This is a genomic window from Dokdonia sp. 4H-3-7-5 (assembly GCF_000212355.1).
GTDB lineage: Bacteria > Bacteroidota > Bacteroidia > Flavobacteriales > Flavobacteriaceae > Dokdonia.
This window is the reverse complement of the sequence record NC_015496.1, coordinates 103,216-121,477: the sequence shown is the minus strand read 5'-3', so window position 1 is coordinate 121,477 and position 18,262 is coordinate 103,216. Positions and strand designations below refer to the sequence as shown.

Below are 18,262 nucleotides of genomic sequence, written 5' to 3'. Positions count from 1 at the left end.
TTCGACTTTTTGGAATTTAGTTAAGAACAAGATATAGTAATCAAATTTCTAGATGAAATGCATTATGAAACTTGTAAATAATTATAAAAATCAAATTATTTAATTTGAGCTAATTTTACCCAAAAGTCTTTTATTATAGGTGCAATAAATTAAGTTAGAATGAAACAACTACATCTTTTAGTCCTATTAGTTATTACGGGTTTAAGCCTTACAGAGGTAAGTGCTCAACAAGACCCTCAGTATACACAATACATGTATAATACTGTAGCTATAAATCCAGCATACGCAGGTAACAGAGGTGTTACTAGTATTGTAGGATTGCATAGAAGTCAATGGGTAGGTCTTGATGGAGCTCCTCGTACGCAAAGTCTCAGCATACATTCACCAATAGGGGAAGGAAAGGTAGGACTTGGTTTATCGATAGTAAATGACGCATTAGGTCCAGCACAAGAGACTTACATAGGTGCAGATTTTAGTTATACTGTCAATACGTCAAATAGTGGTAAACTTAGTTTTGGTTTAAAAGCTGGAGGACACGTTTTAGATGTAGACTTTACCAAGTTGACATTATTTGATGTTTCTGATCCTCGTTTTTCTCAAAATATAGACAATAAGATTTCGCCAATTGTTGGAGCAGGACTTTATTATCATACTGATAGATTTTATGTGGGACTAAGCGTACCAAACCTTATCCAGACAGAGCATTTTGATGAGAGTAATAACAGTAACCAAGCTAGCTTTGTGGCAAAAGAGCGTATAAATTACTACGGTATTATGGGTTATACTTTTGATATTAATGATCAGCTTAAATTTAAGCCTAGTACTTTAGTAAAGCTAGTATCTGGAGCACCATTACAAGTTGATATTACTGCAAACTTTTTAGTAATGGAAAAATTACATTTAGGGGCAGCATATAGGTGGAGTGCGGCTCTAAGTGGTTTAGTTGGTTTTCAAGTATCGGATAGTATGCTCATAGGTCTTGCTTATGATAGAGAAAGTACTGATCTAGGAAATACAGTTTATAATGATGGAAGTTTTGAAGTGTTTTTACGTTTTGAACTTTTCAATGAGTATGACAGAATGTTAACACCGAGATTCTTTTAATAAAAGTCTACTATGAGATATATTACTATTGCACTCCTTTTGTTTGCTACCATTGTAGGAAACGCACAGGAAGGAAAAATAGAGAGAGGTACAAAGAATTTCAATAAATATGATTTCGTAGATGCTCAAGAAATCTATCAAAAAGTTGCTGATAAAGGTTATGAGTCTGCAGACTTATTCAAGAGATTAGGAGACTCTTATTATCTCAACGCAAGCTATGAGAAATCTTCAACTTATTATGGAAAACTTATTGAGCAATTTCCTGAAGCCGCTCAAGCAGAAGCATATTTTAGATATGCTCTTTCGTTGAGAGCAACAAAAGATTATGCGCTTTCTGATAGAATGATGTCTAGATTTTTTGATCTTAAGGAAGATGATAGAAGAGCAAGTTTATTTAAGGAAACTCCAGATTACTTAAGGGAAATAGATTACCAAAAAGGTTCTTACGAGGTTTCAAATACTACAATCAATTCTGGTTATTCAGATTTTGGTCCTATGCTTTATAATGACAAACTGATTTTTGCTTCTAACAGAGATACAGGATCTTTTACAAAGCGTATACACAAGTGGAATGGTCAGCCATTTTTAAACTTATACCAAGTAAGCTTAAATAAAGTTGATCAAGATGCTGGTAATAAATATGTTGAAAAATTTAGTGCTTATTTAAACACACAGTACCACGAAAGTACTCCTGTATTTACAGAAGATGGTAAAACGGTTTACTTTACTCGTAATAATTATAATAACGGGAAGTATAGAGAAGATAATGATGGAACAAATAGGCTTAAGCTTTATAAGGCATCATTAGTTAATGGCAAATGGACAGACTCTCAAGAGCTTCCATTTAATAGTGATGAATATACAGTTGCACATCCGGCTTTAAGCGTTGATGGTAGTCGATTGTATTTTGCGTCTGATATGCCTGGAACTTTTGGCCTTTCTGATTTATGGTATGTTTCTATAAATGGGGATAAGACTTATGGAACTCCGGTAAACCTTGGTAGCGACATTAACACAGAGGGTAGAGAGTCATTTCCTTTTATTAGTTCGGAAAATGATATTTATTTTGCATCAGACGGTCACCCTGGATTGGGAGGTTTAGATCTATTTGTTACTGCTTTAGGCAGAAATGGAGAAACTGCAGAAATACTAAACCTAGGAGAGCCTGCAAATACCTCAAAGGACGATTTTGCCTTTGTAATTAATAGTGAGTCTAATACAGGGTTTTTATCATCTAATCGTGGTAAAAGAGGTGTAGATGATAATATTTATATGCTAAAGCAAATAAAGAAACCTTCTCCCCCTTGCGATATTTTATTATCGGGAATTGTTACTGATAAGAGTACTGGAGATTATCTTGAGGGTGCTACAGTTAGCTTGTATGATACCAACAATAATTTGTTCAAATCTGTTGTTACTGGAGCGTCTGCAGCGTTTGCTTTCATTCCTGATTGTGATAAGATTTTCCTTATCAGAGCAGAGAAGGAAGGATACAATACTTCGGAGAAAATGGTAACCACGCCTAATGTTTCTTCTGAAATAGAAGAGATATTACAATTAGACAAAACCTTGAAACCAGTGGTTCCTGGAGATGATATCGCAAAAATATTAGACCTTAATCCTATTTACTTTAACTTTGATAAGTATGATATACGTCCTGATGCAGAGGTAGAACTTGCAAAAGTATTAGTATATATGGAAACTTACCCATCTGTACGCATAGATGTTCGATCTCATACAGATAGTAGAGGAAGAGATGCGTATAACCTTAATTTATCACAAAACAGAAATGTTTCTACTAGAGACTGGCTTATTTCAAAAGGAATAAGTGCATCTAGATTAACTGGAAAGGGATATGGAGAAACACAACTTGTAAACGATTGTGGCAACGGTGTACGTTGTAGTAAAGATCAACATCAATTAAATAGACGTAGTGAATTTATAGTACTTAGTAACTAAGACTAGAATTCTTACATTTTAAAGAAGAGCGCCTCAATTGAGGCGCTTTTTTTATGAGTTATTTGTATTTTTACAAAGCTTATGAAAGAAGAATTAGTCATCCTTGTGGATGAAAATGACAATCAAATAGGGCTTATGCCCAAAATGGAAGCTCATGAAAAAGCTGTGTTACACAGAGCTTTTTCAGTGTTTGTTTTTAACAGTAAGAATGAACTTATGTTACAGCAACGAGCATTACATAAATACCACAGCCCCGGTCTTTGGACAAATACCTGTTGCAGTCATCAACGTGAAGGTGAAAGTAATATAGAAGCTGGTATGCGACGTCTACAAGAAGAAATGGGTTTCTCTGTACCTTTAGAAGAGACGATCTCATTTATTTACAAAGCTCCTTTTGATAATGGTCTTACAGAACATGAGCTAGATCATATTCTAATAGGTCATTCGGAACAATCTCCGGCTATCAATGAAGACGAAGTTGCGGCTTGGAAATGGATGGATCTAGAAAATGTGAAAACTGATATCGCAAATCATCCAGAACTATATACAGAGTGGTTTAAAATCATTTTTGATAAATTTTATACACACATTAAGAGATGAGAATAACCGCACATAGAAAAGCGCATTTTAATGCTGCTCACAGATTGTATAGAGCAGATTGGGACGACGCAAAGAATATGCAAATATTCGGGAAGTGTAGTAACCCTAATTTTCATGGTCATAATTATGACCTTACGGTTAGTGTAAGTGGAGAAATTGATCCCGAAACAGGATTTCTCATTGACCTTAAGATTTTAAAAGATATTATAAAGGCAGAGGTAGAGGATTATTTAGATCACAAAAATCTCAATCTTGAGGTTCCTGAATTTAAAACGCTTAATCCTACGGCCGAAAATATTGCTGTTGTTATTCATAAAAAGATTAAAGCGGTTTTAGATCCTAAATTTGATCTAGAGATCACCTTATATGAGACGCCTCGTAACTTTGTAACCTATAAAGGCGAGTAGTTATGGCATTAAAAATAGGAGATAAAGCACCTGGTTTTACACTCAATAATCAGGATAACGTAGCAGTATTAGTAGACGAATTGATAGGGAAAGTGCCTATGGTAATTTATTTCTACCCTAAAAACTTTACACCTGGATGTACAGCTCAGGCTTGTAGCTTTAGAGATCAATACCAAGATTTTACAGATGCAGGAGCAAAAGTATTTGGTATAAGCGCAGATAGTGTAGAAAGTCATAAACGCTTTAGATCAAAGCATAATCTACCCTTTGATACGCTCTCAGACGCAAATAATAAGGTGCGTAAAAAGTATGGCGTTAAAAATGAACTATTAGGATTGCTACCTGGTAGAGAAACTTTCGTAGTAGATGCAAACGGAATTATAAAGATTCGTTTCAATAGCATGATGGCTGCAAAACATATACCTAAAGCACTTGCAGTTATTAAAGGATTGTAAATCAAAGCATGTTTTCGCGAAAGCGTAACCATTACATAATACCACAAAAATAAAAGGGAGATGCTTAGCATCTCCCTTTTTATGTTATATAGATTTTACAAAATCTAGAAATACTTTTTTATGTAAATCTAAATCTAAATCTGGTGAGAGAGAAGCTCTCACGATGTAATCTTTATCACCTTCTTTAGTGGTTCCTTGCGTAGAGGTAGCTGGAATAGTCCAGTAACAGCCTTTAAGCTGGCCGTAGCTTACACAGAATTTACTCTCATTAGGAATCTCTGTAATCATTAAGTTAATAAGCTTAAGATTAAGAGCTCTTTTGTATTGCTCTCTTTCTATGTCATTAGCTCCTTTAGTTGGTAAATCTAGAGAAAATACAGAAGGAGTAAATCCTTGTGATGCTAGCTCCTCAGACACAAAATTAATTTTTGCGCCCGGAAGTTCTTTTTCTATAAAGGTTACAAACTCACGCGTGTTTACATAAGCTGCTGCAATACGATCGTTCATAGAAGGTAACTGTGCGGCTAGTATCTCATATTGTAAATCTGTAGCCTCGTTATCACAAAGCTCAAGGTGAAAAGCGATACTCTTAATGAGGTCTTCTGCTTTATTGTTTACCACGCAATAGCCTGCAGTACATTTACCACCACTTGGGAATTTTGATCCGCTGGCATATGAAATAGTGCGCACGGTAGATAGTATTTTATCTTCTCCTAAGAAGTGTACATTAGGACAAAACGTTTGATCAAGGATAAAAACAGGGTCTATTGCTGTTGCTCCAGTAGGAGTGGTACGTTTTTTACTAAGCGCCTCTTTGAGTTGTAAAAGATCTGGAACTTCTACTCTTGGGTTCGTTGGTATTTCTGCAATAATATAGGGTACTGCGTCCTCTGCAGCTATTTTAGTAAGTACAGTGTCTATGCTCTGCACCATATCATTATCTCCATCTACAGGAAGATCCACAACTTCTACATTATCAAGGCAAGCAGCAACGCGTCTAGCTTGATCATTTGTACCACCATAACAGTTAGGAGGAACAATAAATTTAATCGCCTTACCAGGATGTTTATTGATAGCATCATCTACTAACCCCATCATAATAGCGTACTGTATAGAAAGTCCGCTAGAAGCCACGAGAGGCTCTGTATCGGTTCCATTTACTTCTTTAATGAGTTCATGTACACGCGCTTTATCTTTTGCTACATCACCAGCCTTGTAATCTATAGGAGCATTGTTTACCAATGATTTTAATGCCACTAAAGAATTTGATGGCGTCATCGCAATGGTTTCCCTTCTACGCACGTGTTGGATATCTGAAACATAGTGTGCGTTCTTCTCACCATTTATAACGAGTAGACTACCTATATTTTCATATACACTTACGTGAAAATCAATGCTGTTTGCTATAGGTTCTGCCTTTATTTGGTTTTCTTGCGAGAGATAAACAGTACTCCCGTCAAAAGCCGAAATATCTTCTGGGTTGTTCACTTGATTAAGTTCGAAGTGATATCCGTAAACGCTTTTCAAAGCTTCTGCATCAAATATAGCAGGAAGTTTCCCTGTGTAGTTGATTTGTGTTTTTTTACCGTCTAATAAATTTTTTCTCAGCACGGCAAGTACTGGAACGGTAATAGAATCAAAGCTAATAACGCTGTCTGCTTCTAGGCCTAGCAATCTCGCTACGCTCCATTCTAGAATACTAGAAAGTGGGTGGCCTAACCTTATGTAATCATAGGCTGTTGGAAGATTTGCTAGAGCAACAGTAGTTGCATTTTTCTCATTGTATAAAGCTTCAAATTCATTTAGAAACTCAGATTTAGCAAGCTTTTCATTATAAATATCCAATCGGTGGGTGGTGAGACCTATCCAGTCGTTGGGCATATTATCGAGTACTTCTTTGATGTAGTGTAACATTTATAAGTTTTAAAACAGTGTCTTCATCGCATAAAGACACCTTAAATATTAATTTTTTAAAGGATAATTTTAGACGCTTTTTTCGGAAATTCCTAACAGTAAATACTCTCAAATAGTACTAGTCTCAATGAGTGTAAATATGGTTAACTACAAGTAATGTAAACCGTTCATTTACTTAAAAAACCAATTAAAGTTTGAGCAGATAAAACGATTTTACAAAAGTATGCGAGTCATTTGCAATAGCAAAGACTCGCACTATGAATTATTATTTTTTAATGAAGGTTTAACAATGAAATGACTTAGCTAGTAAATAGCCAAGCTATGATACATTGAAAACTTACAATGATGTTTGTTATCTAATCTTTGATCATTGGCAGTTCGATAGATGATGCATGCACGGCCGAGTGATGCACGTTATTATGTGCTACAACACCTTCTTTTTCGTCATAATTATTTCCTCCTGTATTGAGATTACGAGCAAAACGTGGGAAGTTACTACTTGAGATTTCTACACGAATACGATGTCCTTTTTTAAAATAATTACTTGTAGACATCGGCGTAAGGTCTAATTTATATACTTCGCCCTCTTTCATAAATACTTCCTTATCATATCCTTCTCGATATCTTGCGCGTTGTATCGTTTCATCAAGATTGTAAGCTGTACCGTCAGGGTAAACGTCAATTAGTTTGATAGTAAAGTCGGTATCTTTCACGTCAGAGGAGAAGTATAACGTGCTATTTATAAAACCAGATACTTCTACGCCTTCCTCTAGCGGATCTGTAGTATACACTAAGATGTCATTTCTAGTTTCCATTTGTTGTTGGTCAAAAGCGCCACCTTGAACGGCATTACCTGTACAACATACATTACCACCGTATGAGGGTACTGGTTGCATAGGGTCATATGTAAACCCATCTGCATTATCCGAAGTTGCTTTAGTAGTAGATAATGTTCCGTCTCCAAAACGGCTATTAGCATTTCCATTACTATTTAAATAATAGGTGGTAGGTTCAGTTTTTTTAGGTGGCCAGGTTTCGGCAGCTTGCCACTTATTGCTACCCATAGTGTAGTACTGAACTCTCGGTGTTTTTTCTTTAAAGTCATTTTTCTCATCTTTAAGCCATAAATCAAACCATCCATAAATCTGCTCCTCATAATTGAGTGTTGCATCACCTACGCTGCGCTCACCCACAATAGTATTTTCGGTTGCTCTTGTGTATGCACAATGTAGGGTAGGAGCAATGACGAGATATTGATTATCTCTTATGTTTTCATCCTTCGTATTATTTCTCACGTGATTAAATAGGGCTAGGTTAGGAGTGATAGAAACATCATACCAAGAGGCAAACCAGAAACTAGGAACACCAATATCTTTGTTGTCATGATAAATGCCTCCTTCAAACCATGCCTTATCATTAGGTTTGCGACGTATCATTTTGTCAAAAATCTCGTTCTTACCGTTGATGTTTTTCAAAATATCTTGAATAGGCAAGTGCTTTAAAGCCTCCGCCATATCTACTGGCGGGTTTTCTGGTGCTAGATCATAAAATCGTGAAATTCTTATTAAATCTTCTTGTGTTGCTCCTTCAGGAATACGAGGTTTAAATTTATCATGTTCCACACCGTACAACCATGAGAAAAAGAGCATCTGCTCAACACCACCACGATACCAGTTTCCTTGTTCTTGAATATCGCCTATTCTTCCTACGCCAGCTCCATAGCCTTGCGGTACCATAGCTGCATGAGAAGGATGATCTAAAGCTGCAACTGCCATCTGCCACTCTGCAGTAGAGGAGCAGCCAAGTGTGCCAATTTTTCCGTTAGACCAGGATTGATTTTTCATCCATGTAAATGCGTCATATCCATCTGTGAGCGGTACGCCTAGTATATCCCATTCACCTTCAGAGTAGTATCTTCCTCTTTCATTTTGAACCACGTAAGCATATCCTCTTTTTACAGCTTCTAGCGCTCGCTCGGCGGTTCTTGTTCTTTGTTTTCCATCTCCCCAAGAATTGAAGTTATAAGGAGTTCGCGAGAATATAATAGGAACCTTACCACTCGTCTTTGGTCTATAGATATCAGTAGCGAGGCGTATGCCATCGCGCATAGGCATCATGACTTTTTGATCTACAATGGCTATTTTTTCAAGTTCGGCGAGTACATCGTTTTGTGCGTAAAGGGTGTCGCTCGATATCATAGACATCGCAAGCGCAAGAAATAAAAGAAACGTAATTTTCTTCATCGTGTAGGGATATTAGCTTGTAATAAGGATTACAATGATTAATCAATAAATATGCTTCTAAATATACAATGAATTTATTGGTGCTTATAATTTTTGTGGTAACAAGCAGCTAATATTGAGATATATAGGTGTTAGGAGTTAATTGCAATTATGCATATAATGATATCAAACAACCTTGGGATTGTGTGTAAAGTCTAGTGACACTGTAAGGTAAACTCTATCTTTCCAGAAGATTCATCATAAAAAACATAAATCAGTCCTACATCTCCCCACATCAATTCGGCATTATCTTCGGAGTCTATTTGAAATAGAAGCTTCATTGGATTTCCATCGCCGTCATTAGGTGTTTCTTCACCTTGTACCCAATTAGGATAACCTCCCAGCTGACTCAAATAATCTTGTTCTCCTATCAGCTTTTGAACAACTTGATCATAACTATCCCAAGGTTCATCTTCGTCAAGAACACAAGATAGTTTAGAAGCCGCTGGACTGTGTAGATCTATTCCTTCCCAGTCAGGGAGAGATTTTGTAGCGCTAAAATTTATCAAGCAATACTTAGACATTTCTAGCGTGCTGGGTGTCGCAATAAATTGAACATTATCTTGGTTCACTTTCTTATAAATTTTCACAAGCCAGCCGTCACTTGATGTTTCCCAAGGAAATTCTTCCCAATCGTAATAGAATTGAACTAATGCTATACTTTCTGGAAGTTCCAATGCTGGAGTGTTGAAAATTTGGAAGATAAAGGCTAGATGATCTCCTTTGTTAGTTTCTGGCCATGATTCTCCCTTTTCAAAATATGGGTGTCCCCCAAAATGTGAAACCATTTGAGAGTTTTCTAGAGGCCTAGAAGCTGGTAATACCTCTAGCTTAGTAGCCGTTCTAATTAAAGGTTTTACTAAATTTTCTAAATCAGAAAATGTTTTTAAGTTAAGATCATTTAGCTCCTCACGATATTTATTAAAATGTGACATAGCCTTAGGTTTGTTTTCTTTGCTTTGAAATAGTTTTTTAAGAAAGTTCATCTTACAGGTTTAGTTTAGATTACAAAGACAAGTTTAATCTGGGATAAGTGGAATGTTTAATGAGAAGAAGCTATTTAATCTTTACACTAGATCAACGCTCAATTCTTTTTTAATAGATCTTTTGTCCACATTAATCGCTTGTATCCATTCTCATTTTAAGCAAGTCTGGTTTAAATCCTTTCTTTCTATAAGCTTGCAGTGCGCTTTCATTTTCGGCATACACATCAAGTTGAATCTCTGTAATATTTTTCTTCTTTACATCGGTAATTAGCGCATCAATGATTTTACCATTTATTCCCTTTCCTCGGTAGCTAGGCAATACATACATAAAACCTAGGTACGCATATTTCGCAGGGTTCTTGTAGGGTTTAGCATCTAGTATGAGCGCATATCCCGAGCCTACAATCTTATTATCTACTTCGGCAACTAGTAGGGTAGCGTCTTCATTATTTATGAGATCTACTATATTGTAATAGGTGATAGGATCTTCTTTTAAATTTGGAGCAAAGGGACGCTCATAAGAGATCACTGCCTGCTCAAAAGATTTTAAAATCTCAAGGTCATTTATATGGGCATTACGTATGATGATATTTTCTGTCATGATAGTATTATATATTTATCTGATGTAAGCAGAGTAGGAGCACTAAAATATACTTCATAAAAATTTCAATTGTTTCAGGTACGCTTTCGCGAAAGCGTAATTACTCAAACCGTATCAAGTAAATGGGTAGACATTTTTCTATTCATTGTAATTTCTGACTACATCACCTTTTTTTAATGTACTTGCATCTACGGCATTGTCAAATGTATACTCGGTAGATATGAGGCCATTAGTTGCAGATGGAATTCTAACGTTAAAATGTAAATGCTCAACGGTGGTAAAACCCGTCATTCCGCTAATCGCTATGGGTTGCCCTTTCTCCACATAATCACCAAGCTCAACGATGGCTCCTTCATAGTTTAAGTGTACATATTGAGAGTACAAACCGCTGTCAGGATGGTAAACGGTTAGGAAATTACTTCTATCATTATCTCTCCATTGCTGGCTTGTACCATGATCTTTGTATTTCTCAATCAATCCTACCACATATCCATCATCTACACTGACGATGGTATCCCCTATGCTTAGATCGAAATCAATAGCATACTTACTCGTGATTTTATTATGAGAAAAGCTGTTGTTAAAGCCTTGTATGATTTTGTATTGTTTGCCCTTTGGAAATGGTAATCCTATGCTGCTTTTGTTGACTTCACGCTGCAAATCCCCGTATTCAATGCTGTATTTTGGTTTTACAGTAGATTGTACATCTGGATAATGAATCTTAATAATAGTGTCTTGTGATTTGCTTAAGGTTACGTGCCCGAAAAGAGTTGCTAGGTCAGGATACGTAGCATCTTCAACAAGTCTGACGCTTATGGGACACATAAGAGGGTTCTTTAAATGAAAGGATATAGTGTCGTTTTCATACGCTTCTTTAAAGCTTGATTTAGCTGGAGAGTACTGCTCTTTAGGGAAATTGTCTAGGCTATTGCAAGCTGCAAGGCAAATTATGGACAGGAAAAGGATAAGTTTTTTCATATATTTTCCATCTATTTCAAACTCGGACATAACACTTAGAATTCCCAATATTTTGATGCTCTTTTTAATCCAGCTCTTCATATTTAAATATTATTTTTTTACACCTTTAATTCCGCTGGCGCACCCGAAAAAATATTCAATATACTCAACTTCAAAATTGGCTTTTTTAAAAATATCATATACATTTTTAGAGTTCCCGAATTCTTGAGTGTAAATACCTAGCATCTTGTAGGTCTCAGGACTTCCTAAAAATACTTTCCCTAAAATCGGAATAATATTCTTTAGGTAAAACATATAAAAAGGCTTTAAAATTCTGAATTTCGGTACAGAAACATCAATCAATGAGAACTTTCCGCTTGGCTTTAGAATCCGGTCAATTTCATTGGCAAGTTGTACAAGTTGCTCATCATTAAATGTTTTTAATCCAAATCCAGAAATCACGCAATCTGCAGAACCACTTTCTATAGAGTTATCAAATACATTTTCCTTTAGCAATGTTATGTTAGAATCGCTGAATTTAAGTTTTCTTCGTTCAGCGCGATTAATCATTCCAGATGAAAAGTCAAGACCAATTAGTTGAGAGTTACTATCTGAGTTTTTTAAAATATGTTTCCAGCATTCTCCCATTCCAGTCATAAGATCAACTACAACCTTTCCTTCTTCAATGTCAATTTCCTCCACACATTGTCTTCTCCATCTTTCGCTGAACCCAAATGATGTGATGTAATTCATTTTTGTATAAGAACTTGACATGTTATCAAATAGCCTTTCTACAAATTTAGGCTCGTAAATTTCTTTCATGTGCTATGGGTTGGTTAGTGTTATTTGCGATTTGCGTAGACGGAAAAGGAATGTTTTTAAAGAATTTACCATCTTAAAAGCAATATACTAATCACAACTACTCCTTCCTTTCAAAAGTTTGCACAACGTTCTTTATATCTGATATGGCTTGATTGCTTCCAGGGACGTAGGTTCCTACAAATAAATAATACCCTCCATTATCATCAAATAAGATCACCTGGTACATCTCTTCGTTATTGTCGTCATTATTTGTGGCAAACAGCTCAAAACCATCTAGTCCATCAATCGTTATGCTGTTGATTCCTTTGCTTGGGATTACGGAGTAGTCATCAGGATATTTTTTTAATCGCGAGATACAAAACAATTTTTTATCTGCGATATTCACTTGTACAAAGGATTTATCGGTGAGTAAGCTTGCTTTGTCAATACTTTCTGTTGGTGTTTTTAGATCCCTATTAAAGAGGAATCCATTACCAATAACTGCTAGATATTTTAAAGAGCCTACATCTTCATTTAGTGAGTAATTAAGTGCCTCTCTAGGATTCTTTTCTACCGTAGCGTCCACAAAAGTGCTTAGCACACTTTGTTTTATTTTTTCACCTAATTCAAGAGAGTCCTTTACATACACACCATTTAGTAAGGTGCTAGATTTTTCGTCACCATAAATAAGAATGTGTTTTGAAAACATCATCCCGTTTGCGGGTTGCTCTACATCCAGAAATATTCCATTATAGTTGCCTACTTTAATTTCCTTTCTGGATTTCATTTCCATGCCTTGTGTTTTTAGCATGTCTGCATTAAAGCCTTTTGATACTTCACTGTAAGGCCCTGGGATTTCAAAAGCCATAATCATGGAAGATGGGTCTTGTGGATCTTGAAAACCCTTAAAATTATCTGAAGCTGTAAATGATACCGGAGGAATCATAAAAATATTCGTTCCCTTAATTTGAAGGTGACGCTCCGTTTTTTGTGATGGTAATTCTTGCCCAACAATCATACTTGAAATAGATAAAAGAAGTAGGGTGATTATTGATGAATGTTTCATTGTTATAGTTTGTTAGCCTTTCGGCGAAAATTTTAGGTTGATGTTTTATAGTCAAATTGTTAGTGGTAGGCTTGTTTTTAAGCGTAGTTCTTTGTTTTACTATGTTTCTTATAGAAACTCTTTGAATATTCGATATTCTGTTTCATATTGTTTTAAAACAATGCCAGTTATAGGATTAATATCTATAACCTCTACATCACAACGAAAATTTAATTTTTCATTTAGTTGATTTATCACTTTCCAATAATATCTTTTTGATTTTTTGTCAAAAACCAATGTTTTTCTAATTGGTTTAATCCCTTTTTTAGTTTTTTTTGACTCCGCAATGCTGTCAATTTTCTTCTCATTCAACCAATTTGATTGTTTATTTTCTAAAATAAATTTCGGTATATAATCAATATCAATTTTTTCAACTAGATTTAAATCAAAATCTAATATGACAGTACTGTATTTGTAAATATTGTCATATTGAAAATCAGGATGTTTTAAGTGGAAATTTACTTTTTTAATATTCTTATAGTTCTTTTTTTTACCAGTATAATTTTTCTTTATTTTTCTTTTCCTTGGTTTTGTTTTGTGTTGATAGTATTCAATATACCAAGGAGCAATTTCAAAATATTTAAATAAGTTTTCTCCAACGGCTTCTTTTAAATAGAACTCCGCTTTTATAATTACCTCAGGTGGTATTTCTTTTTTTTGAGAAAAAGAGGATTTAAACGATAATATTAAAGCTAAAATTGTGATTATTCTTTTCATATCTCTTCCGTGGCTTGTCTTAGAGTTAAATGATCCCTTTGGCAATCGGTGGTGCACTTATTTATCAAAACAAGAAATAGGTAACTAGCAGTTTATTTTAATCTATTGCAAACCCTGAGATAAAGCTCAAAGCTTGTACATTTCTTGATGTTGGTTTCAACTCAATTTTTAGCTTGCATATATTATTCATGATTTAACTGAACTAGTTTCCTCTTTTTTATTCTTTTTAGATCTTCTCAATCTTTTTCTTTCGGCACGCTTTCTTACTCTACTTTCCTTTTTATCTTTTAGAAATGCAACCTTGGTTTTCTGGTCAATAACACCCGTAATATCAACGTCATAATCAAGGTCTTTTAATTTAGATTGTAATGAGGTTAATTCTTCTGTGGTAAGCTTGGTAAGTCTACAACTTACCTCTTTATATTCTTTGGTCAAATCTTCATTTACAACATAACAATAACATTTTTTTGAAAATGTTCTTTCTTTCTTATAAGTGCTTTGAGACTTCACCTGATAAGAGAAAATTAATAGTAAAGTCAAGAGTATAATATTTTTCATGTGTTTACTTTTCAATGATTTTAATAACGTTTCTAGCTCAAAGTAAGCTTGAAAGTATGAACAGAGCAATACCCAGTAGTCTATGTTTTAATTAAGCTAATTCTAAATGACACACCATCAAACATCCTAGATGTATCACTAGACGCTCAATCTTGGGGAATTTGTGATTTTAAGGATTTCACCCTTTTTTGGATGCTGAATTTTCTTAGCTAAAAAGTAAATACAGAGTCCAATTAAACTTAGTCCAATAATAAGAGTTCCGGTAGTTCCTAGTAATTCTCCAGTAGATGCAATTATTTTCTTTAACCAGGCTCTTCTGCCTGTTGTTCTTACAGTTCCTCCACTTTCCGCTTCTACTGCAGCGGCATAGGATGTTACAGTGAAAATTGAAATAATACCTAGAATAACTAGCTGAGGTATGATTTGTTTGAAAACAGAATAATTTTTCAACTCCGTTCCTTTCAAGTTGGCCTTTAAATAGTCACGAATTTCTGAATAGATATCTTTATCAAGCTGAAATTCTTCGTCGGTGGTTTTGTCATGCTTGAAATTTAATTCTATGGTATCATCTGTATCAATAAATACAATCTCTTTTAAATCTTCATAACGGATACTTTGTACCGTACCCAGACTTTTTGAGGCGATAAGGTCATCTATATTTGAACCCTTTGTTAAATCAGTTATCCAAATAGCCTTTTCGTTTGCTATTAAATATTTGTCTAATAATTCGGTTTGTGAGATAATCCAATATTTCATTTATAGTTATTTTTTTTATAATTAGTTATACTATTCTCTAGCTTGTAATTCTGCCTTTATGTTCTTGTATTTTCTATCGAAAATTAAAATTCCTAAGGCCATAGTGCTAGTAATTAGTGAGAAGGTAGAATCAATTCCATCATCATTCATGATCCAATTGTAAACAAAAAATACAGCGGCAATTATGGTAATTGTTGATAGCACTTGTATGATTTTTTTAGTGCTATTGAGTTTAGTTTTTATCTAATTCTAAGTAATAGAGTTTTGCTGCTTCTTGAATTTCATTATCTAAGTTATCATCAAGAGCGTATGAATATAATACCCATTTGTCATTTGGTTTGTAAAATTTGAATATAAACCTAAGGGGCTGTCTATCGTATTTTACTAGGTATGAATATAATTCAAAGCTCTCAGCAAATTTCTTTGTAGTTATGATTTCATATCCATAGTACTTACCCATATAGCTTTCAGAAAACCCATTCACAGTACCAATAATTTTATCGATATCATCTTTTATTCTATCAGTCCATTTGTTTGTCTCATATAATTCTTTTACAGCTTTACCAGCGTCTTTTTCATATGTTTCAAAAAAGGTGTCAATTAAATCTTGTGGACTAGATTGAGCATATGAGTTTCCAGATATTGTGATTAGTAATAGAAGTAATAATTTTTTCATTTATTTAGTTTTTAATGGTTATTAAGAGAGCTTTACATAGAGGTTGACTTATAAAAAGACCAAACCGTTTCATATTAAACACAAGTCATATTTTTAAGTTCATTGATTTAAAAGTTATCCTCCCTAAAACAACCCAAAAAGCTTTTTTCTTTTGGCAGTATTAGGCCTGTTTAATACTAATATATCTGTCACGGCGTGCTTGTCAAAGCCGTCAAAAAGCGCTTCTACGCCTTTTTTAATCTTTACATTAACTTCTTCGCTATAGAGAGGAATCAATGAGTAAAAGTCAATGGTTTTGTCTGCTAACTTTGGAGAATGAAAATCCTTGTTAAAAACGATTATTTGTTAAATTCCGAGTATAATTTGTTGGTTATGAATATTTTGCTTGGAAGCCTCCTGTGATTTTCTGGAATTTTTACTCGTATCAATTCAGCTATTCCCTTATTTTGAACTCCGCCATTGTATTTGTAGTATTTGGATATTTTTAATTTTTGATCATTAAGATTAAGGCATTTAGAGAATTCAATAAATATTGAATATTCATCTATGAAAACATCGTGCTTAGAATATTTATTCAAAACTTTATTCTCAGGATTTATCCAATTTGATAACAAGACTAAAGCAGTAACACCTATTAATTCTTCTTGTTTAAATGCAGGGTTTTCAGAGATAATGCGAGAAATAAAAGAGTTGTAAAATTCATTTGATAATTTGGTTTTATTAAAATAATTTAAAACTAATTCGATAAAAAACAAACTAGAATTAGAAGATATTGATACAGCAATGGCCAACTCAGAACCTAAATGCTCAAAATTCTTTTTAACTGTGTTTAAAGATGGTAATTTCACAATATAATCTGCTGATAAATATTCTTGAATTGATTTATGAACAAATTCAAATTTGTCATAACCTGATTCAATAAAAAGTCCAGTATGAGATTCTAATTCTTTAACAACCTCACTTGCTTTTTTAAGTGGTAGATTATGATATTCAGATATATTCTCATAAGCTAATTCAAATTGGGAAACAGAAAAAGTAGAAGTTTGATAATTAATCGTAAGATAATATGATAAGTTAGTTAAAAACTCAAATTTTTGATCAGTTTGAAATCCGTCAAAGGCAGATTCTCTTGTAATAGCTCTTTGTTCGTCCCATTCTTCTATTAATAAGTTAACCACTTTTCTATAAATCGTTTTTGGTTGATCTGGTATGTTTCCTATTCTCTGATAAATTGTACAAAGGTGTGCTAATGAAAGTGGCTTTATCGATGTATCTGCGAAAGGGCTATTCCTTACTTTATTGAGAAAGTCTTGTGATTTAGATTCATCATTGAGCCACTTATTTACGAAAAGTTCAATTTGATTATTATTTAGAGGGGCTATCTCGAACGTATTTGAATAATCTAATTCATAATTGAATTCGCCTGTCCTGCAACTTAATACTATTTTAGCATTAGTTAATTTCGAAGCTAATTTTCGAAGTTCTTTTAAAATGATATTTTTTGAATTAGAATCTTTTAATTCATCAAATCCATCTAAAATTAGAATTGCGTTAATAGAATTTAGAAATGTAATAACAGCTTCTTCTCTAACTTTCTCGATATCTGAATTAAAATCCGAATCTTTTTTTCCTGCGAATTCAAATATTATGGGTGTTATATTTAAAATATGATTAAGAATAGATGACTTAACTATTTCTTCCAAGTCTCTAAATCGAAGTAGGATAGGGAATGTATACTGCGTATCGTTATTTTCCGTGATAATTAAATTGCAGATTTTTTTCAGACTTGTAGTTTTTCCTGCACCAGGTTGCCCTAAAATTACACAGTGCTCTTTATTTGACAAAACAGCTTTCTCCAACGGTAAGGTGTTTTTCTTTTCATTAAAGTTGAATTGCCTTTTTACTGGTACTACATAGGTGTCTAGTTGTATGTAAACTGAATTTAAGCTTCGTTTTTTACTTAAATCACTAAATTTAATTACATCTGCCCACCTTTCAATTTCATTAATATGATTTTGTATTTTGGTTATACTATTCTCATAATCAATACTAATGTTTACATCAAAAAATTCACTTGGATTAAGAATAATTCTTTCTGTTTTTTCTTGTGTTTTTTTTTGTTTTTTATCTCTCTTCCTTTGAAGTCTATTTTCATTAATTCTGCTCACAACCTTAGTTAGTGAGTCAGAAGCAATTTTAATTCCTGCCTTAATTAATTCGAGATATATTTTTTCTTCTTCCAATGTTTTTTTTGTTTGCGACAAACGGCACTATGTGCAGTTCGTAGATTTTGGATTACACAAGCCGAATTTTTGAATTTTTCTAATTATATTTTTTGTTCAAAAAGCCAAATCAAAAAGATTTGGCGGACTTAGTTAAAAGCA

Annotated in this window: 18 protein-coding genes; 5 read left to right on the top strand and 13 right to left on the bottom strand. The window is 34.0% G+C overall.

What is annotated here, in order from left to right:
- Nucleotides 1–159 precede the first annotated feature (159 nt).
- The 5 genes from KRODI_RS00550 (at nt 160) to KRODI_RS00530 (ending at nt 4,525) form a co-directional block, all read left to right on the top strand.
- Nucleotides 160–1,104 (top strand): type IX secretion system membrane protein PorP/SprF, encoded by a 945-nt coding sequence (locus KRODI_RS00550; protein ID WP_013749610.1) that lies wholly within the window; start codon nt 160–162, stop codon nt 1,102–1,104.
- 12 nt (nt 1,105–1,116) lie between these two features.
- Nucleotides 1,117–3,063, top strand: coding sequence for an OmpA family protein (locus KRODI_RS00545; protein ID WP_013749609.1), 1,947 nt, complete (start codon nt 1,117–1,119; stop codon nt 3,061–3,063).
- A gap of 81 nt (nt 3,064–3,144) precedes the next feature.
- A complete protein-coding gene (idi, locus tag KRODI_RS00540; RefSeq protein WP_013749608.1) occupies nt 3,145–3,663 on the top strand; it encodes an isopentenyl-diphosphate Delta-isomerase in 519 nt (172 codons plus the stop codon).
- Complete coding sequence (locus tag KRODI_RS00535; RefSeq protein ID WP_013749607.1) at nt 3,660–4,070, top strand: 6-pyruvoyl trahydropterin synthase family protein; 411 nt, start codon at nt 3,660–3,662, stop codon at nt 4,068–4,070. Before idi ends, KRODI_RS00535 begins: the two co-directional genes overlap by 4 nt.
- A 2-nt stretch (nt 4,071–4,072) precedes the next feature.
- Nucleotides 4,073–4,525, top strand: coding sequence for a peroxiredoxin (locus KRODI_RS00530; RefSeq protein WP_013749606.1), 453 nt, complete (start codon nt 4,073–4,075; stop codon nt 4,523–4,525).
- Between the two features lie 84 nt (nt 4,526–4,609).
- On the opposite strand, the gene KRODI_RS00525 is transcribed toward KRODI_RS00530, so the two are convergent.
- The 13 genes from KRODI_RS00525 to KRODI_RS00470 form a co-directional block, all read right to left on the bottom strand.
- Entirely contained in the window at nt 4,610–6,439 is a 1,830-nt protein-coding gene (locus KRODI_RS00525; protein WP_013749605.1) for a PLP-dependent transferase, read from the bottom strand.
- A 356-nt stretch (nt 6,440–6,795) separates the two neighbouring features.
- Nucleotides 6,796–8,682, bottom strand: a complete 1,887-nt coding sequence (locus tag KRODI_RS00520; RefSeq protein ID WP_013749604.1) for a CocE/NonD family hydrolase — start codon at nt 8,680–8,682, stop codon at nt 6,796–6,798.
- A gap of 194 nt (nt 8,683–8,876) precedes the next feature.
- Nucleotides 8,877–9,707 (bottom strand): DUF1963 domain-containing protein, encoded by an 831-nt coding sequence (locus tag KRODI_RS00515; protein WP_013749603.1) that lies wholly within the window; start codon nt 9,705–9,707, stop codon nt 8,877–8,879.
- Between the two features lie 130 nt (nt 9,708–9,837).
- On the bottom strand, nt 9,838–10,308 hold the full coding sequence (locus KRODI_RS00510; RefSeq protein ID WP_013749602.1) for a GNAT family N-acetyltransferase: 471 nt from the start codon (nt 10,306–10,308) through the stop codon (nt 9,838–9,840).
- A gap of 138 nt (nt 10,309–10,446) precedes the next feature.
- Nucleotides 10,447–11,286, bottom strand: coding sequence for a M23 family metallopeptidase (locus KRODI_RS15030; protein WP_158306993.1), 840 nt, complete (start codon nt 11,284–11,286; stop codon nt 10,447–10,449).
- 90 nt (nt 11,287–11,376) lie between these two features.
- Complete coding sequence (locus KRODI_RS00500) at nt 11,377–12,087, bottom strand: class I SAM-dependent methyltransferase (RefSeq protein ID WP_013749600.1); 711 nt, start codon at nt 12,085–12,087, stop codon at nt 11,377–11,379.
- A gap of 97 nt (nt 12,088–12,184) precedes the next feature.
- Nucleotides 12,185–13,132, bottom strand: a complete 948-nt coding sequence (locus tag KRODI_RS00495) for a hypothetical protein (RefSeq protein WP_013749599.1) — start codon at nt 13,130–13,132, stop codon at nt 12,185–12,187.
- A gap of 108 nt (nt 13,133–13,240) precedes the next feature.
- Nucleotides 13,241–13,888, bottom strand: coding sequence for a hypothetical protein (locus tag KRODI_RS00490; RefSeq protein WP_013749598.1), 648 nt, complete (start codon nt 13,886–13,888; stop codon nt 13,241–13,243).
- A 186-nt stretch (nt 13,889–14,074) separates the two neighbouring features.
- Entirely contained in the window at nt 14,075–14,446 is a 372-nt protein-coding gene (locus tag KRODI_RS00485) for a hypothetical protein (RefSeq protein WP_013749597.1), read from the bottom strand.
- A gap of 138 nt (nt 14,447–14,584) precedes the next feature.
- Nucleotides 14,585–15,202, bottom strand: coding sequence for a hypothetical protein (locus KRODI_RS00480; protein WP_013749596.1), 618 nt, complete (start codon nt 15,200–15,202; stop codon nt 14,585–14,587).
- 232 nt (nt 15,203–15,434) lie between these two features.
- On the bottom strand, nt 15,435–15,878 hold the full coding sequence (locus KRODI_RS00475; RefSeq protein WP_013749594.1) for a hypothetical protein: 444 nt from the start codon (nt 15,876–15,878) through the stop codon (nt 15,435–15,437).
- Between the two features lie 123 nt (nt 15,879–16,001).
- Complete coding sequence (locus KRODI_RS15205; RefSeq protein ID WP_262485283.1) at nt 16,002–16,217, bottom strand: suppressor of fused domain protein; 216 nt, start codon at nt 16,215–16,217, stop codon at nt 16,002–16,004.
- Complete coding sequence (locus KRODI_RS00470; RefSeq protein ID WP_013749593.1) at nt 16,217–18,121, bottom strand: NACHT domain-containing protein; 1,905 nt, start codon at nt 18,119–18,121, stop codon at nt 16,217–16,219. The genes KRODI_RS15205 and KRODI_RS00470 overlap by 1 nt, the downstream gene beginning before the upstream one ends.
- Nucleotides 18,122–18,262 lie beyond the last annotated feature (141 nt).